Below are 24563 nucleotides of genomic sequence, written 5' to 3' on the forward strand. Positions count from 1 at the left end.
GGTGTACGGCACATGACGGCAACACGCAAAGACATCGAGAACGCGCTGAAAGAGCGCATCCTGATCCTGGACGGCGGTATGGGTACCACCATCCAGCTGTACAAGCTGGACGAGGCCGATTACCGCGGCGAGCGGTTCAAGGACTGGGAATCCGACCTGAAGGGCAACAACGACCTGCTGTCGCTGACCCGCCCGGATATCATCGAGCAGATCCACAACGACTATCTCGAGGCCGGTGCCGATATCATCGAGGCCAACACCTTCAACGGTACCCGCATCGCGATGGCGGACTACCACATGGAGGACCTGGTCCCCGAGCTGAACCGCGAATCCGCGAAGCTCGCGCGCAAGGCGGCCGACGCCTGGACCGAAAAGACCCCGGACAAGCCGCGCTACGTCGCCGGCATCCTTGGCCCGACCAACCGCACCGCGTCGATCTCCCCGGACGTGAATGACCCCGGCGCGCGTAACGTCGATTTCGACACCCTGGTCGAGTCCTACAAGGAAGCGGCCGAGGCCCTGGTCGAGGGTGGCGTCGATCTGCTGCTGATCGAGACGGTGTTCGACACCCTGAACGCCAAGGCCGCGATCTTCGCGGTGAAGACGCTGGAAGACGAGCTCGGGAAGGACCTCCCGATCATGATCTCCGGCACGATCACCGACGCCTCCGGCCGTACCCTGTCCGGCCAGACCACCGAGGCCTTCTGGAACTCCGTGCGTCACGCCAATCCGGTTTCGATCGGCCTGAACTGCGCGCTGGGTGCCAAGGAAATGCGCCAGTACGTGGAAGAGCTTTCGCGCATCGCCGATACCTTTGTGTCCGCGCACCCGAACGCCGGCCTGCCGAACGAATTCGGCGACTATGACGAGAGCCCGGAGCAGATGGCCGCGGATGTCGGCCCGTGGGCCGAGCAGGGCCTGCTGAACATCATCGGCGGTTGCTGTGGCACGCTGCCGGAGCACATCCGGGCCATGCGCGAGGCGGTCGAGAAGCACGCGCCGCGCAAGCTGCCGGAGATCGCCCCGGCCTGCCGCCTGTCGGGTCTCGAGCCGTGCAACATCACCGATGATTCGCTGTTCGTGAACGTCGGCGAGCGCACCAACGTGACCGGGTCGCGCAAGTTCCTGCGCCTGATCCAGAACGAGGAATTCGACGTCGCGCTGGAAGTCGCGCTGAACCAGGTCGAGGGCGGCGCCCAGATCATCGACATCAACATGGACGAGGGCATGCTGGAGTCGCAGGAGGCAATGGTCCGCTTCCTGAATCTGCTGGCCGGCGAGCCCGATATCGCCCGCGTCCCGGTGATGATCGACTCCTCCAAGTTCGAGATCATCGAAGCGGGCCTGAAGTGCGTGCAGGGCAAGCCGGTGGTCAACTCGATCTCCATGAAGGAGGGCGAGGAAAACTTCATCAAGCAGGCCCAGCTGTGCCGCCGCTATGGCGCCGCGATCGTGGTCATGGCCTTCGACGAGGACGGCCAGGCGGATAACGAGCAGCGTCGCGTCGAGATCTGCACCCGGGCCTACAAGCTGCTGACCGAGAAGGTTGGTTTCCCGGCCGAGGACATCATCTTCGACCCGAACATCTTCGCGGTCGCTACCGGCATCGAAGAGCACAACAACTACGGCGTGGACTTCATCGAGGCCACCCGCCGCATCAAGAACGACCTGCCGCACGCGCTGATCTCCGGTGGCGTGTCCAACGTATCGTTCTCCTTCCGCGGCAACGAGCCGGTGCGCGAGGCGATCCACGCCGTCTTCCTGTATCACGCCATCAAGGCGGGCATGGACATGGGTATCGTCAACGCCGGCCAGCTGGCGGTCTACGACGATATCGACGCGAAGCTGAAGGAAGCGGTCGAGGACGTGGTCCTGAACCGCCGCGACGACGCCACTGACCGTTTGCTCGAACTGTCCGAGGAGTACAAGGGCCAGGGCGGCGGCAAGAAGGAAGAGAACCTCGAGTGGCGCGAATGGGAAGTCTCCAAGCGTCTCGAGCACTCCCTGGTCAAGGGTATCGACACCTACGTGGTCGACGACACCGAAGAGGCACGCCAGGCGTATGACCGCCCGATCCAGGTAATCGAAGGCCCCCTGATGGACGGCATGAACGTGGTCGGCGACCTGTTCGGCGAGGGCAAGATGTTCCTGCCGCAGGTGGTCAAGTCCGCCCGCGTGATGAAGAAGGCCGTGGCTCATTTGATCCCGTACATCGAGGCCGAGAAGACCGGCACCGAGAACAACGGCCGGATCCTGATGGCCACGGTGAAGGGCGACGTCCACGACATCGGCAAGAACATCGTGGGCGTGGTGCTGCAGTGCAACAACTTCGAGGTCATCGACATCGGCGTGATGCAGCCGGGGGCCGCGATCCTGAAGGCCGCCAAGGAACACGACGTCGACGTCATCGGCCTGTCCGGTCTGATTACCCCCTCGCTGGAGGAGATGGCCAACTTCGCCGCCGACCTCGAACGTGAAGGCATGAAGACCCCGCTGATGATCGGCGGCGCGACGACCTCGCGCGCCCACACCGCGGTGAAGATCGAGCCGAACTACTCCGGTCCGGTGGTCTGGGTGAAGGACGCCTCGCGTGCCGTGGGCGTGGCCCAGAGTCTGATCAGCCCCGAGCTGCGCGAGAAGTACGCCGCCGACGTCCGCGAGGAGTACGAGAAGCTGCGCGTGCAGAACGCCGGGCGCAAAAAGAAGACCCAATGGGTCACGCTCGACAAGGCGCGCGCCAACAAGCCGACAATCGACTGGTCTGACTACACGCCGCCGAAACCGAAGGCGCTGGAAACCGACGAACTGCCGGGGCAGCCGAAGGTGCTGCACCCGCATGGCGACGGCACCGTACTGCTGCGCTTCGATGATTACGATCTCAACGAGGTCGCCAAGTACATCGACTGGACGCCGTTCTTCCACTCCTGGCAGCTGCACGCCGCCTACCCGCGCATCCTGGATGACGAGAAGGTCGGCGAAGAGGCGCGCAAGCTGTTCAAGGATGGCAAGGACATGCTGAAGCGGATGATCGACGAAAAGTGGGTCACCTGCCGTGGCGTGGTCGGCTTCTTCCCGGCGAACACCGTTGATGACGACGACATCGAGGTGTACACCGACGATAGCCGCTCCAAGGTCCTGAAGAAGCTGCACCACCTGCGTCAGCAGACCGAGAAGCGTCGCGGGCAGCCGAGCCATTCATTGGCCGATTTCGTGATGCCCAAGGAAGCCGGTGGTCCGGACTACATCGGGGCCTTCGCGGTCAGCGCCGGTGGTGATGTCGACGCCAAGGCCAAGGAATACGAAAAGGCCAACGACGACTATCACGCCATCCTCGTGAAGAGCCTGGCGGACCGTCTGGCCGAGGCCTTTGCCGAGTGCATGCACTACCATGTGCGCCGCGAATACTGGGGCTATGTCCCCGACGAGTCGCTGGAGAACGAGGACCTGATCGAGGAGAAGTACCAGGGTATTCGTCCGGCGCCCGGCTACCCGGCCTGCCCGGAGCACACCGAGAAGGCGACCCTGTGGGAGATGCTGCAGCCGGAAGAGCATGCTGACATGACGCTCACCGAGAGCTTCGCCATGCTGCCGGTCTCGGCCGTCTCCGGCTGGTACTTCGCGCATCCGGAATCGCGCTACTTCGGTCTCGGCAAGGTCAACCGCGACCAGGTCGAGGACTACGCCAAGCGCAAGGGCATGTCGTTCGAGGAGGCCGAGCGGTGGCTCGCGCCGAACCTCGGCTACGACGACAGTGACGAGGCCAAGGCGGAAGCCAAGGCCGAGCGCGACGCCCGGACCGCGTAACTTCGCGATCCTGCCCCGGGTGGGCTGGCCGACTGGCCCTTGCCCGGAAAACTGCGAGCCCCGCCCCGTGCGGGGCTCGCTTTGTTTGGGGTACCGCGCCAAACTGGACGGGCTTGTCCCCAACTGGAGTCCGCGCATGTCCGCTCGTGAACCCGCGATCGACGCTCGACCGGCGATGTTCCGCAATCATCCGTTCGGCTTCATCCTTAGCGTGTTACTGATCCCGGCCTTCGGCCTCGGCTTGCTGATCCTGTTGTGGTGGTACCTCCAGACGCGCTCGGTACGCCTGCGCATCGACGCCGATCAGGTGCATCTGGAACGGGGCCTGCTGTCGAAGTCGCATGTGGACCTCGACATCGGCCAGATCCGCACGGTGAAGGTGGATCAGAGTTTCTTCGACCGCATCTTCCGCGTGGGCCGCATCGCGGTGTACACCACCGGGGACAATCCGGAATTCCGGGTTAACGGCATCCCGGACCCCAACCGGGTGCGCGAATATGTGCGAGGCCGTCGCGAGGGCGTGGCGTGAGCCGTGCGGACCGGCGGGACAGCCGTCTGGCGCTGCGCATCCTGCTCGGCACCTCGGCGCTGGCCGCGTTGCTGGTGGCTTTGCTGGTGCTGGCGGCAGCGGTGTCCCTGCCGGGGCTGTCGGACTGGGTCGCGCTCACCTTCGATGATGGTATGGGCCTGAAGAACGCGGCCCTGGTCGCGGCCATCGTCTCGGTGCTGGTGTCGATCGTATTCGCCCTGGCCGCCGGCGAGGGCCTGATCGGGGAACTGCAGTTCATGATCCCCGGTTTTTTTCTGTTCTTTGTGTTTTTCTGGTTGATGCTGGCCTGGATCTTTTGATCCACGCCCGCTCCCCGTGCATCCTGCCACTCTGTCTCAACCCCGGAGCCCCCAAGCGTGACCACTGACGCGGACAACGAGTCGAACCCCCAGCACCATCTGACCCTGCGTCCGACGCGGGTCGAGGACTACGAGGACATCCGCGAGATCATGGAGCGGGTCTATCACGACCTCGACGGTGCCTGGAGCGAGGCGCAGTTCCGCTCCCAGGTGATGCGCTTCCCCGAGGGGCAGATCTGTATCGAGGACAACGGCAAGGTGGTTGCCGCGGCGATCAGCCTGATCGTCGAATACAAGCGCTTCGGCGATCAGCACAATTACTGGCAGATCACCGGGAATGGCTTCCTGACTACCCACGACCCGGACGGCGACACGCTCTACGGCGTGGACATCTTCGTGCATCCGGACTATCGCGGGCTGCGTCTGGGCCGGCGCCTGTACGACGCGCGCAAGGAGTTGTGCGAGAAGCTGAACCTGCGGGCGATCGTCGCCGGTGGGCGTATCCCCGGCTACGAACAGTACCGCGACGAGCTGACGCCTCAGCAGTACGTACGCCGGGTGAAGAACCACGAGATCATCGACCCGATCCTGACATTCCAGCTGGCGAACGACTTTCACGTCCGCAAGATCATCACCAACTACCTGCCGGACGACGAGAAGTCCGGGGCCTACGCGACGCTGATCGAGTGGCTGAACATCTACTACGAGGAGAAGGAAAAGCTGATCGGCGGCAGCCGCTCGGACGTGCGCATCGGCGTCGTCCAGTGGCAGATGCGCCCGACGGTGGACCTGGACTCCCTGTTCCAGCAGGTTGAATACTTCGTCGATGCGGTTTCCGGCTATCGCTCGGACTGCGTGCTGTTCCCGGAATTCTTCAACGGCCCGTTGATGGGGGCCTTCAACCAGGACTACCCGGCCGAGGCCGTGCGCCGGCTGGCCGAGTACACCGAGGCGGTCCGCGAGGAGATGGTGCGTCTGGCGCTCGCCTACAACATCAACATCGTGGCCGGCTCGATGCCCGAGTACACGGATGATGTCCTGCGCAATGTCTCCTATCTGTGCCGTCGCGATGGCACCTGGGACCGCCAGTACAAGATCCATGTGACCCCGGACGAGGTGTCCTACTGGGGACTGCAGGGCGGCGACGAGGTGCATGTCTTCGACACCGACTTCGGCAAGATCGGCATCCTGATCTGCTACGACGTGGAGTTCCCCGAACTGCCGCGGGTGATGGCCGATCACGGCCTGCAGATCCTGTTCGTGCCCTACTGGACCGACACCAAGAATGCCTATCTCCGGGTACGGCGCTGCGCCCAGGCCCGCGCGATCGAGAACGAGTGCTACGTGGTCATGTCCGGCTCGGTGGGCAACCTGCCCAAGGTCGAGAACATGGACATGCAGTACTCCCAGGCTGCGGTGTTCACCCCTTCCGACTTTGCCTTCCCGCACGACGCGGTGGCTGCGGAGGCGACCCCCAACACCGAGATGACCCTGATCGTGGATCTCGACCTCGACAACCTGAAGGAGCTGCGCAATCACGGCTCGGTGCGCAACCTGCGTGATCGTCGGCGCGACCTCTACTCGGTCAAGTGGAAGTCGAAGCCCGTGTAGCAAACACGGAGCGGTGGTCGCGCACGACGCTCCGCGGGCCGATCGCCCGGAGCGAGAAAGTGTGAACCGCGTCCGGTTGCCCCGGCGACCCCACTGGCATCCGGACGCGGGGGCCCGTAGTCTTGCGAGTCTAGGGATGCTCGGCCACTGGGGGTACAGCGTGGTCGGCGGCCGTGCCGCTGTCAGGCGGCCGGATGTCAGTCAGGGGGAAGCATGAGCGATCAGATACCGGACCCAAAACGCGCCGCGATCCTCGTGGTGGATGACTCCAAGGTCATCCGGGTTGCGTTGCAACGTATCCTGCAGGGTCAGAACACCGTCTACGAGGCGGCTGACGGCGAACAGGCACTGGAACTGCTTCAGCAGTATCCCGATATCGGGCTGGTGCTGACCGATCTCTCCATGCCGGGCATCGACGGGCAGGATCTCCTGCTGCGTATTCGTGATGGCGTCGATGACCTCCCCACGGACCTCCCGGTGGTGATCGTGACCGGTCAGGAGAGCGACGAGGCGGCCAGCGAAGAATGGCGTTCACTGGGGGCCAATGCCGTCCTGATGAAGCCGTTTGTACCCACCCGCGTGCGCGAGGTCGTGGCCGAACTCCTGCCACCGCCGCCGGTCCCCGAGCCGGCGGCCCCCGGAGGGGCCCCCGACTCCGCCGAGAACCAGGCGCTGCGCGACGAGGTCGAGCGCCTGCGCCGCGAGTTGATGCTCCGGCAGCAATCCTCCAATGAGCGCGAGGCGCAGAAAGAGCTGGAGCGTCTGCGCAACGCCCTGGGCGAGGCCCGCGACGAGTCCACGGCGGCATTCCAGCGCGCGGAAGAGCGGGATCGCGAGATCGAGACTCTGCAGGGGCGTCTGGAGGAGGCCGAGACGGCGCTGGCCGAGGCGCGGGCGCGGGACGACGAGGTCGTGGCCGCAGCGGAACAGGCCGCGGCCCGCGAGGAGGAGCTTGCGGCCTTGCGTGTGCGCGTGGAAGAACTCGAGGCTGAGAGTCCCCCGGAGTCGACCGAGCCCGACCGCGAGACCGAACAACTGCGTAGCCGGGTGCGCGAGCTCGAGAGCGAGAATGTCCGTCTGGACCACGAGCTCGTCGACCTGGAGCGTCAGCGCGAGGAGCAGCAGACGGAGCTGAAGGTGGCGCGGGGCGAGGCCGAACGCCTGCGCCGCGAGCGCAACCAGCAGTGCGAGCGCGCCGCGGCGGCCGAGAAGGCCAAGGCCGAGGCCGAGCAGCGCTGTTCGGATAGCCAGGATTCGGCTTCGGATCTGGGTGACCGCCTGGTGGCCCGCGAGCGGGAGCTGGCGGAGGCCCAGCAACGCAACCAGGACCTGCGTGGCCGGATCCGTGATCTGGAACATGCCCTGACCGGCCACAGCACCACCGCTGCGGCGGAGCCGGCGAGCGAGCCGAGTCGGGGCGAAACGGTCAAGGCGGAGCCGGAGGACAGCCTGCGGGCGCCCCTGTTCGATGCAAAACATGCGCGACCCGCACGTCTGGCGGGGCGTCGCTGGTTCCGGCTGGCGTTTGTCGGGGTGCTGGCGGTGATCGTGGTCCTGGGGGTGGCGATCTACCTGCGCGGGACCTGAGGCTCCGCGTGAAAGGGGCGGGCACCTGGCAGTGCCCGCCGTACATCGGGTTTAATGCCGATCGCGGAGGACACCCAGCAGGTGGTTCCAGGAATCGTGGTCGGCGCGCGCGTCATAGCCGACCGGCATGTCGAACTCCTCGGCAATGGCATCGGCCCCCGGATTGGTGAAGCTGTGCTTCACACCGGAGAATTCCACCACGCTGTAGCGTACTTCGGCCTCCTGCATCTCCTTCTGGAAACCGGCGACCTGCTCCGGCGGGATCATCGGGTCTGCGGTACCGGTGAAGGACAGCAGTTCGGCCGACACCTTGCCGACCTCGGCCGGGTGCTCGGTTGCCAGGCCGCCGTGGAAGCTCGCCGCCACGTTCAGGTCCATCCCTGCGCGCGCGGCCTCGAGGGCCACGGTGCCGCCGAAGCAGTAGCCGACTGCGGAGGGCGCCGCATCCGCGCTGGCATCATGCGCGCGCAGCCAGTCGTAGGCGGCCTGGAAGCGGCCCAGCATCAGGTCGCGATTCTCGCGGATTTCTCCGGCGAACTCGCCGGCGGTGGACGGGTGATCGGCCAGCTTGCCGCTGCCGTACATATCCAGGGCGAAGGCGGTGTAGCCCTCGCGGGCCAGCTGCTCGGCACGGTCGCGGGCGTAGTCGTTGTGGCCCCACCATTCGTGAATGACCAGGACCGCCGGGTGTGGCCCGTCGCCTTCGGGATGGGCCAGATAGCCGGTCATCTCGTCGCCGTCATGGTCGTAGGCGATCTCTTCGGTCTGGATGCCGGCCAGGGCCATGCCGGGGAGCAGGCCGGCGAGCAAAACGGCCAGCGGCGCAAATGCGGACTTGCTAAACATATGGGCGCCTCCTTGGTGGACGAAGCGTCGTATTTTCGACCCGGGCCTGCGAGTATGGTTCGGGCCCGGCCGGGTTACAACGAAGGGGACAGCGGCTACAGTAGAGAGGTCGGGGCCACATGCGCGAGGTGGCCTCGAAACAGGACGAGTGAGGCGCAGCGATCCCCGTTCCGCCTCGGCAAGAGGATCCATCCATGTCCGACCGATCCGCCAACGATTCCCTTGAGGCCCGCGTCCAGTCGGCTGACAAGCTTCTGGCCATGCCACAGGTGGTGTTCGAGGTTGCGCGCCTGCTGGAGGACGACGATGCCACGGCTGCCAGGATCGCCAGCAGCCTGGGACGCGATCCCGGCCTGGTGGCCCTGGTCCTGCGCATCGCCAACAGCCCTGCCTATGCCCCGGCGCGTCCGGTTGACTCGGTGGACCGCGCGATTGCCATGCTGGGTCGCGATGCCCTGCAGCGTCTGGTCGTGGCGAGCGCGATCACCCGCGCCACGGCCAGCATCCCGGATCAGGAGCGCCTGCCGCTGGAGGTGTTCTGGCGCCATTCGGCCTACTGCGCGGTGATCGCGCGGCAACTGGCGATGCGCGTGTCGCCGCGCCAGGCCAGCGGGATCTTCCTGGCCGGCCTGCTGCATGATCTTGGCAAGCTGTTGTTGTTCTCGCAGTCGCCGGAATCGGCCCACCGGGCCTTCCTCTCCAGTCTGGATGTTGGCGACGGCCTGAGCCCGCAGGGCGCGGAGCGCGCGCAACTGGGCTTCGATCATGCGGAGCTGGGTGGGGCCCTGGCCGCGCACTGGGGTCTGCCCGAACTCCTGGTCGACTGCCTCGCCGGTCACCATCAGCCGCTGCAGGCGCCGGAGCGCAATCGCACCGCCGTGATGCTGGTGCATCTGGCCAACACCGGTGCCCATCTCGCCGAGATCGATTCACGCGACTGGGCGGATGCGCCCCCGGTAGATCCGGCGGTGTGGGACGCCCTGCACCTGGCCCCCGAGGTCTTGCTCTCCGCAGTGGAGGAGGCCCAGCACGAGGTGCTGGCGGTGCAGGACCTTTGCGATCCGGCGCACGAGGGGGAGCCGCGGCCATGACTGCTCGCCGTGAACTTGAGGCTGGCGCTCGAGTCCCATCGGCTATGCAGAGTCGGGCATTGCCACTGGTACGATTGCGCGCGCTGGTCCTGACGGGGCTGCTGCTCCTGCTGACAGGGTGTGCCGGGGTTCCGGCGGCCCTTTCCCCGTTGCCTGCTGCCGCCCCCGATCGCGATCAGGTGCTGGCGGATCCCGAGGCCGTGAAGGGCGAGACCGTGGTCTGGGGCGGGGTGATTGCGGACATCGAGAACACCTCGGGCGGTACCCGGCTGGAGGTGGTGGCCCGCGAACTTGATCGCCAGGGGCGACCGCAGGAGGCGGATCGCTCACCCGGGCGCTTCCGCGTGGTTAGCAGCGGTTTCCTCGACCCGCAGATTTACAAGGAAGGCCGCGAGGTGACCGTGCGGGGTGTCATCCACGGGATCGAGGAGGGCCGCATCGGTGACTACGCCTATACCTTCGTTACGCTGCAGGCGGATGCGGTCTACCTGTGGTCGCGGCGCCCGCCACCGGCGGAGCGCGGCTATCGCGATCCGTTCTACGACCCGTTTTATGACCCGTTCTATAGCCCCTGGGGCCCGCGTTACGGCCTCTATGGGCGCTATCACCCGCATCCCTGGTACTGGTGAGCATGACCCGATTCCTGCGTCCTTTTCTGGCATTGCTGCTGCCCGTGTTCCTGGCCGCCTGCGCGTCCGGCCCGCTGGAGGCCCCGGATGACCCGGCCGTGCAGGTCGAGCCGCGTGCAGTCACCGCCGATAGCCTGCCGCCCGACGAGCAGGTATGGGGCGGGGTGATCGCGCGCGTGGACAATCGCGCCGAGGCGACCTTCATCGAGGTGGTCGGGTACCCCCTCAGTCGTCAGGAGCCACAGACGCGGCAGTCCACCACCGGGCGTTTCCGCCTGCGTGTGGAGGGCTTCGCCGACCCGGTGGACTACCGTGCCGGGCGCCGGGTTACCGGTGTCGGCACGGTGACCGGGGTCGAGGACGGCCGGATCGGCGAGCTGGACTACGTCTTCCCGGTGCTGGAGGCCCACTCGGTGCACCTGTGGCCGGAGCCCGAGCCGGCGCGTTCTTCCGGTGGTGTGCGCTTTGGCATAGGCATCGGGATCGGCCTGTAGGCCGCACTCGGGGCGGCCGGCGCGCGTTTCCACGAATCCCCATGCAACGAGGAGTATTCATGCGAGCAGTCGTGTTCGACGAACCCGGAGCCGCCGAGGCCCTGCGTCTGGACGAAGTAGCGGAGCCGGCGCTCACGGCCCCCGACCAGGTCCGCATCCGGATGCTGGCGGCCGGTGTCAATCCGGTGGATACGAAGGTGCGCGCCGGGGGGATGATCGTCCCCGGTGCGCCGCGCAACACGCCGGGCTGCGATGGGGTGGGCATCATCGAGGAATGTGGCAGCGCCGTGCATCACGCGCGGCCGGGGCAGCGGGTTGCCTTCTGTTTTGGTGGGGTCGGGGCTGATCCGGGGACCTACGCCGAACAGGTCGTGGTGCCCGAGGCCGCGGTGGTCCCGGTGCCGGCGGCGGTATCCGATGCCCAGGCCGCCGCCCTGCCGCTTACCTGGCTGACCGCCTGGGAGGCCCTGTTCGAGCGGGCCGACCTGCAGCGCGGCCAGAGCGTGCTGGTTCACGCGGCGGCCGGCGGGGTCGGGCAGATGGCCGTACAGATCGCACGCGCTGCCGGCGGCCGGGTACTGGGGCTGGTGCGGCGCGACGAGGCGGGCACGATTGTCACCGCACTTGGGGGCGATGTCGTCGACCTGCGCAAGCCGGATGCCGCGGACGCGATCATGCAGTACACCGATGGGCGTGGCTTCGACATCGTGCTGGACACCGTTGGTGGCGAGGTCTTCCGCGAGGGACTGACGCAGGTGGCCTATGGCGGGGATCTGGTGACCCTTCTGGCCCCCCCGGCGGATACCGACTGGAACCCGGCGCGGCTGCGCAACCCGAGCATCAGCCTGGAGCTGATGCTGACCCCGATGCTGGAGAATGACCGCCGCCGTCTGAAGCACCAGGCCACCCTGGTGGCCGAGGGTCTGGCCCGGCTGGCCAGCGGTCGCTTGCAGGTCAACGTCGAGGATACCCTCCCGCTGGCCGAGGCCGCCGAGGCCCACCGGCGCATCGAAGCCGGCGGCCGCCGCGGCAAGCTCGTGCTGCGCATCCCCGAATAAGCGGGTCTTGCAACTACGAAGCGCACGAAGACACGCAGAAGGGCAAGGTCCAGGGCGATTCACCACGGAGGCCACGAAGAAAGGCGAGGTGGCGGATCCGTCGGGGCGTTGTTTAGCGATCGAGGTACTACCCAAACGCCGCGCCAGTCCGCGCAGATCGCCACGCCGCTTCGCGGCTTGCGATGACGACGGGCACTGCGGCCTCAGCACTTCCAGCATTGCGAGGGCCACGGCTTCGACCACGTGGTGCTGCCAAAACGCACCCCTCTCCGTGCCCTCTGTGGTGAAATCGCCCTTCGCGCGCTTCGGGGTGGACTCCTGAAGCGCGCGGGGGAGGAGATTAGCTGCCGACGAGGTGGCTGAAGATGCGTGCGCCGCCGATGTAGGTGCCGGCGGCCGAGCCCAGGGTGGTCAGCAGGAAAACCAGCAACACGCGCGAGACGCGGTTGCGCCACCAGCCGCGTGGCGTGGTGGTGTCCTGACGCAGACTGGCAAAGTCGGAGACCCGCGGCTTGCGCAGGAACAGCTCGGCCGCGGCCGCGACAAAGCCGACCCCGATGGTGGGGTTCAGCGAGGTCAGCGGGGCTGCCAGGGCCGCGGTGAGTACGGTTAGCGGATGGGCCAGGGCGATGATCGCGCCGAGGGCCGCCAGGCCGCCATTGATCAGCACCCAGTCGGTCACCATCTGCAGGCCGATATCCGGGTTGCGCGAGAACCCGATGGCAAAGCCGGCGAGGATGATCCCGATCACCACCCACGGGACGACCTTGGGCCAGCGCGCCTTGGGCGGGGCCTGGTCCAGGGCGTCGAGGATCGCGTCCGGCGGGGTCAGGTGATCCTCGGCCTGTTCGGCAATCCCGGGCAGGTGGCCAGCCCCCACCACCGCCAGGATGCAGCGAGTCTCCGGGTTGGCTGCGAGGCGGCGCAGGTGGGCGGCCATGTAGTGGTCGCGCTCTTCGATCAGGGTGCGGTAGAGGTCCTCGGACTGCTCGGCGAACTCGCTGAAGGTGGACTCCAGCATGTCGCCTTCCTTCAGGCGCTCGATCTCGGATTCGTCGATCTTCTCGCGCGAAAGTACGGAGCTGAACAGTCCGCCGATCAGCCCCATGCGTTCCCACCAGCGCACTGCGCGGTAGGTGCGGCGCAGGGTCAGGCCGATATCCCGGTCGATCAGGGCCAGGGGGAGGCCATTGTCCAGGGCGCCGTCCATGGCCGCGCGCATCTCGGCGCCGGGTTCGATGCCGTACTGGTCGGCCAGGCGTTGCTGGTAGGCCCCGAGCGCCAGGCTGGCGGCGATCATCGGGGCCTGGCCCTTGCGCATCACGCTGAACAGGTCCATGCGCCCGACTGCGTCGGGGTCCAGCATCGCGCGCTGACGGCTTTCGCATAGCTCGACCGCCACGCTGTCAAAGGCCCCCGTGTCGATCAGGGCTCGGACCTTGTCGGCGCTGGCGCGCGACACGTGCGCGGTGCCCAGCACCACGACTTCGGTGTCGCCCAGTTGCAGGACGCGGTGGGGTTCGTCGGCGATCAGTTCCTGGACGGCGGGATTCATGCGTGGCGGGCTCTTGCTCCGGTGGGCGGGCCGTATTCTACGGCGAATACGCGCGGCCCGCAGCGCCGGCCGCCGGATCGCGCGCTACGGGGCATCGGGCTCGGCCTGTGGGACGTCGTCGGGCGGGCTGTCTGCCTCCGCTTCGGGGAGCGGTTCCGGCACGCGAAGGCTCTCCAGGCGTTCGACCACGCGCAGCGCACGCTCGTGGGCCGAGAGGAGTCCGGCATGGTCGGGCGCCAGTTCGAGCCCCTCTTCCCAGTGTCTCAGGGCCTCTTCGATGTCACCGGCGGAGTAATGGCTGCGGCCCTCCTCCAGTAGCGTCTCGGCGCGCGCGTCTCGGCGCTCGCGCCATTCCTCGCACAGCGCGCGATGGGCTCGCTGGGCGGCCTGGTCCGGGCCGGAGGCGTCGATGTCTGGGGTGATCTCGTTGCGGCACCAGCGCGCCGCCGTGGACAATTCGCCCGCCTCCAGGGCCTGACGCAGGCGTGCATTGATGGTGGAACGCGGGACCTCTTCCTCGATCTCGGGGGCTTCGGCCTGGCGCAGTTCCCGCTCCAGGCGCGCGATGCGTTCTGCGCGTTCGGAGTCGGAGGCCAGGCCCTGGGCCAGGTGCAGTAGCTCCAGGCGTTCCTCGCCATCGGTGTCGGCGGCGTAGCCATCCAGCGCCCGCGCCAGAGGCTCGCGACGATTGGCAAGGCGGTCGGGATCGTCCGGCAGCCGTTCGCTGTGGCGCACCAACGGACGCATCACCTCGAGCAGGCGCAGCCGCTGGACCAGGGCGCGCGCCTCGAGGATGTCGTGGCGCTGCTGCAGGGTCTGCAATCCAACCTGTCGCTGGCGTTCCAGTTGGCTGATGAATTCCCGACGTTCGCTGTCCGGCGGCAGTTGTGCCTCGGCCGTCTCGAGGATCTCCAGGGCCTGAGCGACCGCGCCTTCGGCCGAGGCGGCGCGCGCCTCGTGCATCGCCTCGGCCGCGGCGGTCGCGGCCTCGTCCTCGATGGCTGCCCGGCGCTCGGCCCATCGGGCTCGCGGTTCCGGGTCGTGCTCGTCGATCAGATCGAGGGCATGCTGGTAGTTACCCGTCTCCAGGGCGCGTTCGATGCGCTGCTCGGGCGGGGCGAAGGGGTCCAGAGCGGCGCAGCCCTGGACCAGCAGAAGGGCCAGCAGGATGCTCGCGAGCGGGAACAGGCCGCGGGCTGCAGTCATGTGCGATCCGTAGCGTTCAGTACCCGGGTGGTGGGCACGGCTTCGCTGACCCCGTGCAGTTCGTGGGTGCCCCAGTCTTCGGTGCGGAAATGTCCCTTCACCTGCTCGTGCTCCATGAATGCGGCAGTCGTGACCAGCCCGCCGGGGGGCGCGACCGTGACCAGGCGGGCTGCGAGGTTGACGGTGTCGCCGACCACGGTGAACTGCATGCGGTCTTCGGCCCCCATGTTGCCGGCCAGCATCTCGCCGGCATTCAGGCCGATACGGAACTCCACCCGGGTATCGCCGCGGCGTTCACGCTCGGCGTTGATCGAGGCGACGGTGTCCAGCAGGGCCAGGCCGGTCTGCACAGCGGTCAGGCGATGGTTTCCGGCGTCCGCCCCGAGGCCGAAGACCGCCATGGTACAGTCGCCCATGTACTTGTCCACCGTGCCGCCGTGACGGGCAATGCATTCCGACATCGGGCCGAAGAATTCGTTGAGCATGCGGCCCAGGGCCTCCGGGCTGCAGCGCTCCGAAAGCGCGGTGTAGCCCTGGATGTCGGCAAACAGTACCGATCCCTCCAGTGCGCGTCCGCCCAGCTCCACCCGGTCCAGATTCTCCAGGATGTCCTGGGCGATGGCGTCCGACACGTAGCGGCGCAGGGCGGCCTCGACCTGGTCCTTGCGCAGCAGGTCGCGCGCCATATCGTTGAAGGCGTCGGTCAGCTGGGCGATCTCGTCCTGGCGCACCATCGGCAGCGTGTTGCCCTGGTCATCCATGGGGCGGGCGCGCGAACGCATGCTCTCGGCCAGGCGTTCCAGTGGGCGCACCAGGCGCTTGCTGATGTCGATTGCCAGGATCAGGCTCAGCAGAAACACCCCGACGGCCGTGGCGATCCCGGCGTTCAGGGTGTTGCGGATTAGCTCCTGCATTGGCGAGGTGTCGATGTAGGCCTCGATGTAGCCCACCTGTACGTCCTGAAAGCGCACGTTGCGTCGGTAGGGTTCCATCGTCGGTGCCAGTGGCCACACCCCGTCGGTGAGGGATTGCTCCGGCGGTGTCCCGGCGCGGGCAACCTGACCGCGGTCGATCGCGTAGGCGGCGATGGACTCGACGCGCCCCTCCTCCACCAGTGAGTTCAGCAGGGTCTCCAGGGTCAGGTAGTCCTCGGCCAGCATCAGTTCCGCCGAGGTCCGCGCGACCGGCGCCACGGTGCTCTCGGCCTGGGCGCGAATTTGGTTGTCCAGCACGTTGCTGACCTGGTTCAGCACCACAGCCGACAGGGTCACGATCCCGGCCAGTGTCAGCCCGGCGATCGCCGCGACGATCTTCCATGCGATCGGCAGGTAGCGTGGGGTGAAGTCGGCGCTGCCGACGCCCAGGCGTGCGCCACCGCCGGACTTGCGGCGGCGGATCACGAGGGGGTCTCCGGGGCGGCAAGCCAAGGGGCCAGCCACGCCCGCCAGTCGGCGAGCAGGGTGTCGGAGCGCGCCGCCACCGCGGAGCGCTTGGTCAGCGATCGGCCGAATACGGGCTCGCCCGCGAGGTTGCACATGGCACCGCCGGCGCGGGCGAGCATCAGCCCACCGGCCGCGCTGTCCCATGGGGCCTGGCCACCGTGCAGGTACAGATCGGCGCGCCCGGCGGCCAGCCAGGCCCACTCCAGGGCGCAGGCGCCGAGGTTGCGTTGCGAGCGAAACGGCGCGTTGCAGGCCAGTTCACCCGCCAGGGGGGCATCCAGGCGCTTGTAGTCCACCAGGGCGATGGCGCGGCCCAGCTCCGTGACGGGAGGGCGAGTGGTCGCCGGCGGGGTGACCCCGTTGAGCTCCAGCGCGCTGTCTTCGGTGGCGGTAAAGAGTTCTTCGCGTACCGGATCGTAGGTCGCACCATGGGTGACCCGGTCACCCTCGATGCGGGCGATGGAGATGGCGAAGAAGGGCATGCCACCGGCGAAATTGGAGGTGCCGTCCAGCGGGTCCACCAGCCAGAAGGCGGGGGCGGTCTCCAGTACGCGTGCCTGTTCGCCGCGTGCCTGTTCCTCGCTCAGTACCGGCGTGTCCTGTCCGTATTCGCCCAGCAGGGTGCGTACACGCGCATCCACCGCGTGGTCGGCCTCGGTGATTACGCTGCCGTCTGCCTTGTAATCAACGGCGATATCGGCCTCGAAGCGGGGCAGCAGTTCTTGCTGCCCGATCTCGCGCAGGCCCTGCGCGAGATCGGAGAAGGGGATGGCAGTGGTAGTCATGCAGACCCGGAAACGCTGGTGGCAAGGTAAACGAACCGGAGACGGCCGGGCATGCCCGGAAAAACTCGGGTTCGATTGCGCTTATCATACCGGTCCATGACCGGCTTGATCATAATCATATCCATCGCCTTGATAGGGTTTTACGTTAATGACACCTGGCGTGCCAACGAACGTGCCCGTCGGGTGGGGCGGCAGGCCTGCGAGCGGGCAGGGGTGCAGCTGCTCGATGCCACCGTCGTGCGTACCGGCCAGCGCCTGGTCTGGGGCGACCGCGGCCTGGCCCTGCAACGCCGCTACCGCCTCGAGTTTTCCGCCGATGGGGCGGGGCGACATCCCGGCGAGATCTCGCTGGAAGGCCGACAGTTGAAGCGCGTGACCCTGGACTGGCCGGACGGTGGCCGCGAGTTTCAGGGGCTGGACAGCGATGACAACAGCGGAGGGGCGCCCCGGTGACCCTGAGCGAGCTGCGGTATGTGGTCGCCGTCGCCGATGCCCGCCACTTTGGGCGGGCGGCCGCGGCCAGCCATGTCAGTCAGCCATCGCTGTCGGTGGCGGTGCGCAAGTTCGAGGAAGAACTGGGCGTGACACTGTTCGAGCGCGGCCGCGGCGAGGTCAACGTGACGCCGGCAGGTGAGCAGATTATCGCGCAGGCGCGGCGCGTGCTGGCCGAGGTCGAACAGCTGCGCTCGGTTGCCGTACAGAGTCAGGATCAACTCTCCGGCCCGCTACGCCTGGGTGCGATCTACACCATCGGTCCGTACCTGCTGCCGGAGCTGATTCCCGCGCTGCACGAGCGCGCGCCGAACATGCCGCTGGTGATCGATGAGAACTACACCGGGCGGTTGCGCGAGCGGCTCAAGCAGGGTGAGCTCGACGCGATCCTCATTTCGTTGCCGTTCGAGGAGCCGGGCGTGGTCACGCTTCCCTTGTACGACGAACCGTTCATGGCCGTGCTGCCGGCGGCGCACCCGCTGAAGGACAAGGAACCCCTGCGCCTGGAGGACATGGCCGATGCGACCCTGCTGATGCTGGGCGCCGGACACTGTTTTCGCGACCAGGTGCTGGAGCGCTGCCCGGACTGTCAGCGTACGGTGACTGCGGATGGCAGTACGCCGCGCAATCTGGAGGGGTCGTCGCTGGAGACAATCCGCCACATGGTGGCCTCGGGGATGGGGGTAACGATCCTCCCGTGCACGGCGGTGGGGGCGGATCGTTATGCCCAGCGACTGCTGGCCGTGCGGCGGTTTCAGGATCCGGCGCCCAGCCGCCGTGTGGCCCTGGCATGGCGCACCAGCTTCCCGCGTCCGGAGGCCATCGAGGCGCTGCGGCGCGCGGTGCTCTCGACCCCGCTGACCTGCGTCGATTTTATCCAGCCCGGCGCGGGGTAGGCGGCTTCAAGGCAATGCGGATTCGCGCGGGATGGGCTGCCGCGGCTCAGTTGCCGGCAAGGACGCGGTTGCGCCCGGCCTGCTTGGCCGCATACAGGGCCTCGTCCGCCGCCTGGTAGGCGGACTGCAGGGTGGCGCCGCGCCCGACGCCGGCCACACCAACGCTCGCGGTCACCTTGACCGCGCCGTCGCTCTCCAGCGCGGACTTGTCGGTGGCCTTGGCGCAGGCGCGCAGGGCGGCAATAGCCAGGCGGATGCGCTCGCCGCATTCCATGGCGCGGCTGAGATCCGCGCCGGGCAGCACCGCCAGGAACTCCTCGCCGCCCATGCGCACACACAGGTCGGATTCGCGGGTGGTGCTGCGCAGGGTCTGCGCCACCAGGCGCAGGATGTCGTCGCCCACGCTGTGGCCGTATTCATCGTTGATCTGCTTGAAGTGATCGAGATCGATCGCCAGCACCGACATCGGGCGATCCTGGCGGCGACAGTCGGACAGCCACTGGGCGCCCTGTTTCTCGAAGGCGCGGCGGTTGCCGAGACCGGTCAGTTCATCGGTCTCCAGGCTTTCGTTCAGGCGCTGGAAACGCAGGGCGTTGGCCAGTGCCGGGGCGGCCAGCCCCAGCAAAGCCTCGATCAACTGCTGTTCGTCGTCACTGAAGCGGCGTCCGCGCATCAGGATCAGCGAGCCCATGGTCTCGTTGTTGAAGCTCATGCCGTATTCGATGCGATGGCGATCCTCGTCGCCGCCGGACCAGGTCTCGTCACTCTCCTGCAGGATGAAGAACCAGCCGCTGTGATGGACCTGGGCGTGCAGGTGTTCCTGCAGGCGGGCGAGGACGGTCCCGAGCTCGAGGCTGGAGGACAGGGCCTGCACGAAGGCAAGGGCATCAAAGGGCGTCCCGGCATCGCCAGTCGTCTTGCCCTTGGCGGATACCAGTCGCAGGTTGTGGGCGTTCCCATCGCGGTTCATGGCCGTCTCGCTTGCATCGATCGTTGGATCGAGAGTAAAGCCAGATCCATGCCACTTATCGTATATTTAGTGAAAACAGAGACTTGTGTCACGTATAACGGAGCCCTTGACGGAAAATCGGCGATTTTTCGCCGCCCCCGGCAGGTCCTCACCGCCGCAGGCGGCAAGGGGTGGCAGGATTCTGACACCCTGCGCCGGGGCGGCGTTTCCCGAGGAACGGCCGGTCTACATGAGCCGGGCGCGCGCTTGCCCTACACTGCGCCGCATGATTCGAATACAAGATATCGAGCTGCGTCGCGGCCGCCAGATCCTGCTGCAGCACGCCAGCCTCACCGTGCATGCGGGCTGGCGCGTCGGCCTGACCGGCGCCAACGGGTCCGGCAAGTCCAGCCTGCTGGCGGCGTTGCAGGGCGAATTGAGCCTGGATGCCGGCGAAATCGACCAGCCCGCGGAATGGGTGGTGGCGCACCTTCCACAGGAGGTTCCCGGGAGCGAGCGCTCGGCCGTGGACTACGTGCTGGATGGGGATACCGAACTGCGCGACCTGCAGCAGCGCCTGGAGCAGGTGTCCGATGGCGCCGAGCAGGCCCGCCTGTTTGGGGCGCTGGAGGCGATTGACGGCTGGACGGCCGATGCCCGTGCGCGCCGACTGCTGGCAGGCCTCGGATTCGCTGCGGCGGATGCGGATCGGCCCATGAGCGATTTCTCCGGCGGCTGGCGCATGCGCCTGGGCCTGGCGCGCACGCTGATGACGCGCTCGGATCTCTTGTTGCTGGACGAGCCCACCAACCACCTGGATGTCGAGACCATCCTGTGGCTGGAGGACTGGCTGGCGCGTTATCCGGGGACGGTGATCGTGATTGCGCATGACCGTCGGTTTCTTGATTCGGTCTGCACCCATATCGCGCACATCGAGCGCGGTGGTATCGCGCTATACGCCGGCAGCTACACCCACGCCGAGGCCAAGCGCGCCGAGGCCATGGCCCAGAGCGAGGCGTCGGCCGCAAAGGTGGCGGCCGAGCGCGCCCACCTGGAGGACTTTGTCCGTCGCTTCCGTGCCAAGGCGAGCAAGGCCCGCCAGGCCCAGAGCCGACTGAAGCGTCTGGAGAAGCTCGACGAGGTTGCGGTGATCCGCGCGGCCCGGCCGATTCACCTGGAGATTCCGACCCCGGAGCGTCTGCCCGACCCCCTGCTGGCGCTGGATCATGCCGAGGTCCGATCCGGGGATCGCGTCCGCCTGCATCCGACGACTTTACGTCTGCGCCCCGAGGACCGGATCGGCGTACTGGGCCCGAACGGTGCCGGAAAATCGACACTCTTGACGCTGCTGGCCGGCGAGCTGGCCCCGACCGCGGGCGAGCGCCGCGTGGAGCCGAACCTGAAGGTCGGCTATTTTGCCCAGCACCAGAGCGAGCAGCTGGACCTGAAGGCCTCGCCCCTGGTGCACCTGCAACGTCAGGACCCGCGTGCCGAGGAGCAGCGCCTGCGCAACTTTCTCGGTGGCATGGGTTTTCCCGGCGAGAAAGCGGACGCTCCGGTGGGTCAGTGTTCCGGCGGGGAGCGGGTGCGCCTGGTACTGGCGCTGCTGATCTGGCAGGCGCCCTCGTTACTGCTGCTGGATGAACCCACCAACCACCTGGATCTGGACATGCGCGAGGCGCTGGCCGAGGCGCTGGAGAACTATGCCGGTGGCCTGGTGGTGGTGGCGCATGACCGTGAACTGCTGGCTCGCGTCTGCGACCGTTTCTGGAAGGTGGAAGGCGGCCACCTGAGCGACTTCGAGGGGGACCTGGATGACTACGCCCGCGAGCTGAAGGCCCGCGAGCGGGAAAGTGTCGCCGCGAAAGACCCTGGAACGCCCGCCACGACGTCCCCGAGTGGTCCGGCACTGTCACAGAAGGAACGGCGGCAGCAGGCGGCGCAGGCGCGTGCCGCGCTCAAGCCACTGAAAAAGAGTGCGGACCGAGCCGAGCAGGAATGTGTCCGTGTTCAGGAACGACTGGATGCGCTGGAGACCGAGCTGGCCGATCCGGCGCTGTACGCCGATGAGGCGGCGGATCGTCTGGCCCAATTGACCCGCGAACAGGGCGATTTGCGCAGTCGGCTGGAGACGGCGGAGGCCGAGTGGATGGAGGCGCTGGAGGCGCTGGAATCCGCCCGGGGTGAGACTGCGGAGTGAGGCCCTCTTCAAAGACCAACCCTTGAACTCGGGTATTGCGGGGTCTATACATAAGGGTGAATGCATTGGAGCGAGGAGTGATCCCCATGAATGCACAGGAACTGAATCGTCGCTGTGTCGAGCTCTTTCACAACCCGGATGCGAAACTGCATTGCTGGCACCCGCGCATGTTCTGGAAAACCAACATGCTGGAGAACCCGAAGCCGGAAGACCTGCAGGAACCCAAGGTCGACCTGCGCGAGCTGGAGGTCATGCTATCGGAGGCCGCGCACGAGCCTTCGCAGTGCGCCGACGAGCTGGAGCAGGAAGAGCCCGGTCGGGCTGCATTGATCCGGCACATGATGGAGCGTGGCGAGATGCCGCTGCTGCATCGGCCGCACTGATCGTTTATGGAGTGAGCCCCCAGCGGGGCTCGATCCCGTCATGTACTGGCGGGAGCATCGGCCCCCGGTAGCCTGTGCTGCCGGGGGCTTTTCCTTGCCGGTGAGCGGTTCGCTGGAGAGCGAGCGTTACTGGCGGATGAAATCCGAGAAGTAGAGGGCTGCGATCCGGGGGGCTCCGGTAATCTCCTCGAGCAACTCGTTCAGCTCCTCCGTGGCCTCGTTGCGCAGATCCTCGCGCGCGCCACCGCCGGTCAGGCTGTCCGGACTGCGCCCGCCAAGGATGCGGATCAGTCGGTCGCGCACTGCGGGAATGTGCTCGCGGATCGCGCGGGCGTCTTCCAGGTCGTTGCCTTCCAGCTGGATGGAGGCCTGCAGGTAGCGTCCGCGGTCGGAGGACGCCATGTTCACCACCACCGGCTCCAGGGTCACGTAATGGCTGTCCAGGTCGTCCACGGCGAGCGCGAGGGGCGCGGTCAGCATCAGGACAATCCCCAGAAGAGCAAGGTGCAGGGAACGAAAGGGGCTGCGGATCATGGTGTGTGCTCCGGGGCGGGTTGCGTGCTGGAGGCGATCAGGTCGCCGCGTCGATGAGGCTCCTGATCAAAGTATGCCACCAGATGTTCATAGATTTCGGGCATGGCCTCGCGCAGGCGCGCCGGCTCGAAGAAAAAGGACTCTGTCGCGACGGCCAGGAACTCCTCCGGGGCGGTGGCCGCATAGGGGTCCAGCGGCAGCTCGGCCTCGTCGATTTCGCCGGAATCCACGGCCTCCACGAATGCCTCGAAGGCCCGCGAGAAATCCTCCGTCCAGGCACCGGCCGACTGCCCGCGGCGTAGTGGCGGAAACCCGTTCACCTCGCCGTTGCCGGCGTCCAGTACGTGGGTCATCTCGTGCACGACCACAGCGCCGTCGCGCTCGACATCGTTCCACGACAGGATGACCGGGCCGCGTTCCCAGGCCTCGCCGGACTGGGGTATCGCCCCCTGGTGGACGATGCCAGCCTCGTCCACCCACTCGTGTTCGGGCACGAAGGTGTCGGGATACAGGATCAGCGTGCGCCAGTCGCGGTACGGTTCGAGGCCCAGTTCCAGCACCGGCAGCGCGGCGTAGGCGGCGATCACCTGGCACTGCCAGGGTTCCGGTTCCGCGGCGATGCCGATGAATTCCTTTTGCGCAAGGATCTGGCCGACCAGTTCGCGCAGCCGGGAGCGCTCTTCCGGCGTGAGGCGGGCGATGAACGGGGCCCGTCGACGCAGGGCCTCCCACTCGTCGTTGTCCAGTTGCACGGCCTCGGGTTCCAGGCCGGCAAAGGGCCCGAGGATGCGCCGGAACAGGCCGCGCAAGGGAAAATTCGGCGTCGAATCCATCCGTTAATCGTCGCACGTTTGGCTGGCATGCGTCCGCCTGCGGCAGGCGATTGCCGTGGGGCGGCTAATGATTGCCGCTCCGCGGCCGTTATGCCCTGCAAGCGGGAAAATTGACGGGGGCATCATGCAGATTGCCGATTATTCCATGCAGTTATCGAGCCAGCGTTTTGCGTTGGAGGCGACGCGGCGCGAGGCTCGCATGACCGTGGTCGAGGGAAGTGCGGTGCGTCCCCGACAGGGGCCGGAGCCGCCCGCGAATCCGGCCCCGGTAGCGCGTGCCTTGCAGAATTCCGCCCCCGGCGTGGCCGCACGCGCCCCGTTCGTGGGGGTAGCCCCGGCGGACAGCGAGTTGACCTCGGTGGACCAGCTGCGTACCGAGCTCCTGCGACTGATCCTGGAGCGCTTTACCGGGCGCGAGATCCGGGTGATCGATCCCGCCGACCTCAAGCCGGCCGACACCCCGCCGGAACCCCTCGAGCGACCCGTTGCGCGCCCCCCTCGTCCGGCGGCAGGGCTCAGTGTCGCCTGGTCCGTGGAGCAGACCCGGGTCGAGGTCGAGAGGACATCGTTCCAGGCTCAGGGGCGCGTGCACACGGCCGACGGCAAGACCATCGACCTGGATATTGCGCTGACCATGAGCCGCGAGTTCATCGAGCATAGCCGTCTGCAGGGTGGCATGGATGCAGAGCTGCACGATCCGCTGGTGATCAATTTCGACGCCCCGGCGGCCGCTCTTACGGACACCCGCTTCGAATTCGACCTGGACGCCGACGGTTCGCCGCAACAGGTGGCCTTTCTGCAACCCGGCAGTGGTTTTCTCGCGATCGACCGGTCTGGCAGCGGCCAGGTCGATGACGGCTCCGAGCTCTTTGGCCCGCTGACCGGTGATGGCTTCGCCGAACTGCGACGGTTCGATCATGACGGCAACGGCTGGATTGATGCGGCGGATCCGGTTTACGACCGCCTGCGCGTGTGGACCCGCGACGCGCAGGGCCGCGATCAGTTGCTGGCGCTGGGCGAGGTGGGCGTCGGGGCGATCTACCTCGGGCATGTCAGCACGCCTTTTGATCTCCGTCGCGGCGGCGACAACAGCCTTCTGGGGCAGGTGCAGTCGACCGGCGTCTGGGTGGGCGAGGATGGCCGCAGCGGCAGTGTGCAGCAGATCGACCTGAGCGCCTGACGGAACCCGCAGGGCCATTCCTGCGTCGAGGGGTACATAGCGGCTACCCTGTGCTTTCGTCCACTCCCCACGAGCGATCCGGCGCATGCGACTCGATACCCTGTTCCTTCGGCGGCGGTCGGCCCGGCCTTTTCTGCCG

General features: G+C 67.0%; 22 protein-coding genes. 14 read left to right on the forward strand and 8 right to left on the reverse strand.

Annotated elements, in window-relative coordinates:
* Window positions 1-12 precede the first annotated feature (12 nt).
* From metH to D573_RS0109820, 5 genes are all read left to right on the forward strand, one after another.
* Entirely contained in the window at window positions 13-3804 is a 3792-nt protein-coding gene (gene metH / locus D573_RS0109800; RefSeq protein WP_018938305.1) for a methionine synthase, read from the forward strand.
* 136 nt (window positions 3805-3940) lie between these two features.
* Complete coding sequence (locus D573_RS0109805; protein WP_018938304.1) at window positions 3941-4333, forward strand: PH domain-containing protein; 393 nt, start codon at window positions 3941-3943, stop codon at window positions 4331-4333.
* Window positions 4330-4653: a hypothetical protein gene (locus tag D573_RS0109810; protein ID WP_018938303.1), complete on the forward strand. Its 324-nt coding sequence runs from the start codon at window positions 4330-4332 to the stop codon at window positions 4651-4653. The genes D573_RS0109805 and D573_RS0109810 overlap by 4 nt, the downstream gene beginning before the upstream one ends.
* 57 nt (window positions 4654-4710) lie before the next feature.
* On the forward strand, window positions 4711-6264 hold the full coding sequence (locus tag D573_RS0109815) for a bifunctional GNAT family N-acetyltransferase/carbon-nitrogen hydrolase family protein (RefSeq protein ID WP_018938302.1): 1554 nt from the start codon (window positions 4711-4713) through the stop codon (window positions 6262-6264).
* A 213-nt stretch (window positions 6265-6477) separates the two neighbouring features.
* Entirely contained in the window at window positions 6478-7851 is a 1374-nt protein-coding gene (locus D573_RS0109820) for a response regulator (RefSeq protein WP_018938301.1), read from the forward strand.
* Between the two features lie 51 nt (window positions 7852-7902).
* On the opposite strand, the gene D573_RS0109825 is transcribed toward D573_RS0109820, so the two are convergent.
* Window positions 7903-8697: a dienelactone hydrolase family protein gene (locus tag D573_RS0109825; protein WP_018938300.1), complete on the reverse strand. Its 795-nt coding sequence runs from the start codon at window positions 8695-8697 to the stop codon at window positions 7903-7905.
* Between the two features lie 194 nt (window positions 8698-8891).
* Here D573_RS0109825 and D573_RS0109830 point away from each other — a divergent pair, with 194 nt between their 5' ends.
* From D573_RS0109830 to D573_RS0109845, 4 genes are read left to right on the forward strand one after another with little or no spacing between them, the layout of a single operon-like run.
* Window positions 8892-9788 carry an HDOD domain-containing protein gene (locus D573_RS0109830; protein ID WP_018938299.1) on the forward strand — a complete coding sequence of 299 codons (897 nt, stop codon included), beginning with the start codon at window positions 8892-8894 and terminating at the stop codon, window positions 9786-9788.
* Window positions 9789-9832: 44 nt separating this feature from the next.
* On the forward strand, window positions 9833-10417 hold the full coding sequence (locus D573_RS0109835; protein WP_018938298.1) for a Slp family lipoprotein: 585 nt from the start codon (window positions 9833-9835) through the stop codon (window positions 10415-10417).
* Between the two features lie 2 nt (window positions 10418-10419).
* Window positions 10420-10911 (forward strand): Slp family lipoprotein, encoded by a 492-nt coding sequence (locus D573_RS0109840; RefSeq protein WP_018144722.1) that lies wholly within the window; start codon window positions 10420-10422, stop codon window positions 10909-10911.
* Between the two features lie 59 nt (window positions 10912-10970).
* On the forward strand, window positions 10971-11969 hold the full coding sequence (locus D573_RS0109845; protein WP_018938297.1) for a zinc-binding dehydrogenase: 999 nt from the start codon (window positions 10971-10973) through the stop codon (window positions 11967-11969).
* 340 nt (window positions 11970-12309) lie between these two features.
* Here the strand turns inward: D573_RS0109845 and D573_RS0109850 are convergent, their stop codons facing one another.
* The 4 genes from D573_RS0109850 to D573_RS0109865 all read right to left on the reverse strand — a co-directional run bounded on the left by D573_RS0109850 (window position 12310) and on the right by D573_RS0109865 (window position 16957).
* On the reverse strand, window positions 12310-13524 hold the full coding sequence (locus tag D573_RS0109850) for a TraB/GumN family protein (protein WP_018938296.1): 1215 nt from the start codon (window positions 13522-13524) through the stop codon (window positions 12310-12312).
* A gap of 84 nt (window positions 13525-13608) precedes the next feature.
* The gene (locus D573_RS0109855) at window positions 13609-14730 is read right to left on the reverse strand and encodes a tetratricopeptide repeat protein (RefSeq protein ID WP_018938295.1); all 1122 of its coding nucleotides are present in this window, start codon (window positions 14728-14730) and stop codon (window positions 13609-13611) included.
* The gene (locus D573_RS0109860; RefSeq protein ID WP_018938294.1) at window positions 14727-16130 is read right to left on the reverse strand and encodes an adenylate/guanylate cyclase domain-containing protein; all 1404 of its coding nucleotides are present in this window, start codon (window positions 16128-16130) and stop codon (window positions 14727-14729) included. The genes D573_RS0109855 and D573_RS0109860 overlap by 4 nt, the downstream gene beginning before the upstream one ends.
* Window positions 16127-16957, reverse strand: coding sequence for an inositol monophosphatase family protein (locus tag D573_RS0109865; protein WP_018938293.1), 831 nt, complete (start codon window positions 16955-16957; stop codon window positions 16127-16129). Before D573_RS0109865 ends, D573_RS0109860 begins: the two co-directional genes overlap by 4 nt.
* 96 nt (window positions 16958-17053) lie before the next feature.
* Between D573_RS0109865 and D573_RS0109870 the strand changes: the two genes are divergently transcribed.
* Both D573_RS0109870 and D573_RS0109875 read left to right on the forward strand, forming a co-directional pair.
* Window positions 17054-17410 (forward strand): DUF3301 domain-containing protein, encoded by a 357-nt coding sequence (locus D573_RS0109870; RefSeq protein WP_026287953.1) that lies wholly within the window; start codon window positions 17054-17056, stop codon window positions 17408-17410.
* Complete coding sequence (locus D573_RS0109875; protein WP_018169200.1) at window positions 17407-18345, forward strand: hydrogen peroxide-inducible genes activator; 939 nt, start codon at window positions 17407-17409, stop codon at window positions 18343-18345. Before D573_RS0109870 ends, D573_RS0109875 begins: the two co-directional genes overlap by 4 nt.
* Before the next feature lie 46 nt (window positions 18346-18391).
* On the opposite strand, the gene D573_RS0109880 is transcribed toward D573_RS0109875, so the two are convergent.
* On the reverse strand, window positions 18392-19315 hold the full coding sequence (locus D573_RS0109880; RefSeq protein ID WP_018938291.1) for a GGDEF domain-containing protein: 924 nt from the start codon (window positions 19313-19315) through the stop codon (window positions 18392-18394).
* A 265-nt stretch (window positions 19316-19580) separates the two neighbouring features.
* On the opposite strand from D573_RS0109880, the gene D573_RS0109885 reads away from it, so the two are divergent.
* Both D573_RS0109885 and D573_RS0109890 read left to right on the forward strand, forming a co-directional pair.
* Complete coding sequence (locus tag D573_RS0109885; RefSeq protein ID WP_018938290.1) at window positions 19581-21494, forward strand: ABC-F family ATP-binding cassette domain-containing protein; 1914 nt, start codon at window positions 19581-19583, stop codon at window positions 21492-21494.
* A gap of 86 nt (window positions 21495-21580) precedes the next feature.
* Window positions 21581-21877: a hypothetical protein gene (locus tag D573_RS0109890; RefSeq protein ID WP_018144712.1), complete on the forward strand. Its 297-nt coding sequence runs from the start codon at window positions 21581-21583 to the stop codon at window positions 21875-21877.
* A gap of 126 nt (window positions 21878-22003) precedes the next feature.
* Here the strand turns inward: D573_RS0109890 and fliL are convergent, their stop codons facing one another.
* Window positions 22004-22411, reverse strand: a complete 408-nt coding sequence (fliL, locus tag D573_RS0109895; RefSeq protein ID WP_018938289.1) for a flagellar basal body-associated protein FliL — start codon at window positions 22409-22411, stop codon at window positions 22004-22006.
* Entirely contained in the window at window positions 22408-23244 is an 837-nt protein-coding gene (locus D573_RS0109900) for a zinc-dependent peptidase (RefSeq protein WP_018938288.1), read from the reverse strand. Before D573_RS0109900 ends, fliL begins: the two co-directional genes overlap by 4 nt.
* Window positions 23245-23368: 124 nt before the next feature.
* Here D573_RS0109900 and D573_RS0109905 point away from each other — a divergent pair, with 124 nt between their 5' ends.
* Window positions 23369-24424, forward strand: a complete 1056-nt coding sequence (locus tag D573_RS0109905; RefSeq protein WP_018938287.1) for a hypothetical protein — start codon at window positions 23369-23371, stop codon at window positions 24422-24424.
* Window positions 24425-24563: the final 139 nt, after the last annotated feature.

It is taken from the genome of Thioalkalivibrio sp. AKL9, assembly GCF_000377825.1.
GTDB lineage: Bacteria > Pseudomonadota > Gammaproteobacteria > Ectothiorhodospirales > Ectothiorhodospiraceae > Thioalkalivibrio > Thioalkalivibrio versutus.

Bases quoted from the DNA above. Each gene is read 5' to 3' on its own strand.
- D573_RS0109905 (WP_018938287.1), top strand. From the start codon at position 23,369: ATGCAGATTGCCGATTATTCCATGCAGTTATCGAGCCAGCGTTTTGCG.
- D573_RS0109830 (WP_018938299.1), top strand. From the start codon at position 8,892: ATGTCCGACCGATCCGCCAACGATTCCCTTGAGGCCCGCGTCCAGTCG.
- D573_RS0109880 (WP_018938291.1), bottom strand. From the start codon at position 19,315: ATGAACCGCGATGGGAACGCCCACAACCTGCGACTGGTATCCGCCAAG.
- D573_RS0109805 (WP_018938304.1), top strand. From the start codon at position 3,941: ATGTCCGCTCGTGAACCCGCGATCGACGCTCGACCGGCGATGTTCCGC.
- D573_RS0109870 (WP_026287953.1), top strand. From the start codon at position 17,054: ATGACCGGCTTGATCATAATCATATCCATCGCCTTGATAGGGTTTTAC.
- D573_RS0109850 (WP_018938296.1), bottom strand. From the start codon at position 13,524: ATGAATCCCGCCGTCCAGGAACTGATCGCCGACGAACCCCACCGCGTC.
- D573_RS0109900 (WP_018938288.1), bottom strand. From the start codon at position 23,244: ATGGATTCGACGCCGAATTTTCCCTTGCGCGGCCTGTTCCGGCGCATC.
- D573_RS0109820 (WP_018938301.1), top strand. From the start codon at position 6,478: ATGAGCGATCAGATACCGGACCCAAAACGCGCCGCGATCCTCGTGGTG.
- D573_RS0109865 (WP_018938293.1), bottom strand. From the start codon at position 16,957: ATGACTACCACTGCCATCCCCTTCTCCGATCTCGCGCAGGGCCTGCGC.
- D573_RS0109855 (WP_018938295.1), bottom strand. From the start codon at position 14,730: ATGACTGCAGCCCGCGGCCTGTTCCCGCTCGCGAGCATCCTGCTGGCC.
- D573_RS0109845 (WP_018938297.1), top strand. From the start codon at position 10,971: ATGCGAGCAGTCGTGTTCGACGAACCCGGAGCCGCCGAGGCCCTGCGT.
- D573_RS0109890 (WP_018144712.1), top strand. From the start codon at position 21,581: ATGAATGCACAGGAACTGAATCGTCGCTGTGTCGAGCTCTTTCACAAC.
- D573_RS0109825 (WP_018938300.1), bottom strand. From the start codon at position 8,697: ATGTTTAGCAAGTCCGCATTTGCGCCGCTGGCCGTTTTGCTCGCCGGC.
- D573_RS0109835 (WP_018938298.1), top strand. From the start codon at position 9,833: ATGCAGAGTCGGGCATTGCCACTGGTACGATTGCGCGCGCTGGTCCTG.
- D573_RS0109840 (WP_018144722.1), top strand. From the start codon at position 10,420: ATGACCCGATTCCTGCGTCCTTTTCTGGCATTGCTGCTGCCCGTGTTC.
- metH (WP_018938305.1), top strand. From the start codon at position 13: ATGACGGCAACACGCAAAGACATCGAGAACGCGCTGAAAGAGCGCATC.
- D573_RS0109885 (WP_018938290.1), top strand. From the start codon at position 19,581: ATGATTCGAATACAAGATATCGAGCTGCGTCGCGGCCGCCAGATCCTG.
- fliL (WP_018938289.1), bottom strand. From the start codon at position 22,411: ATGATCCGCAGCCCCTTTCGTTCCCTGCACCTTGCTCTTCTGGGGATT.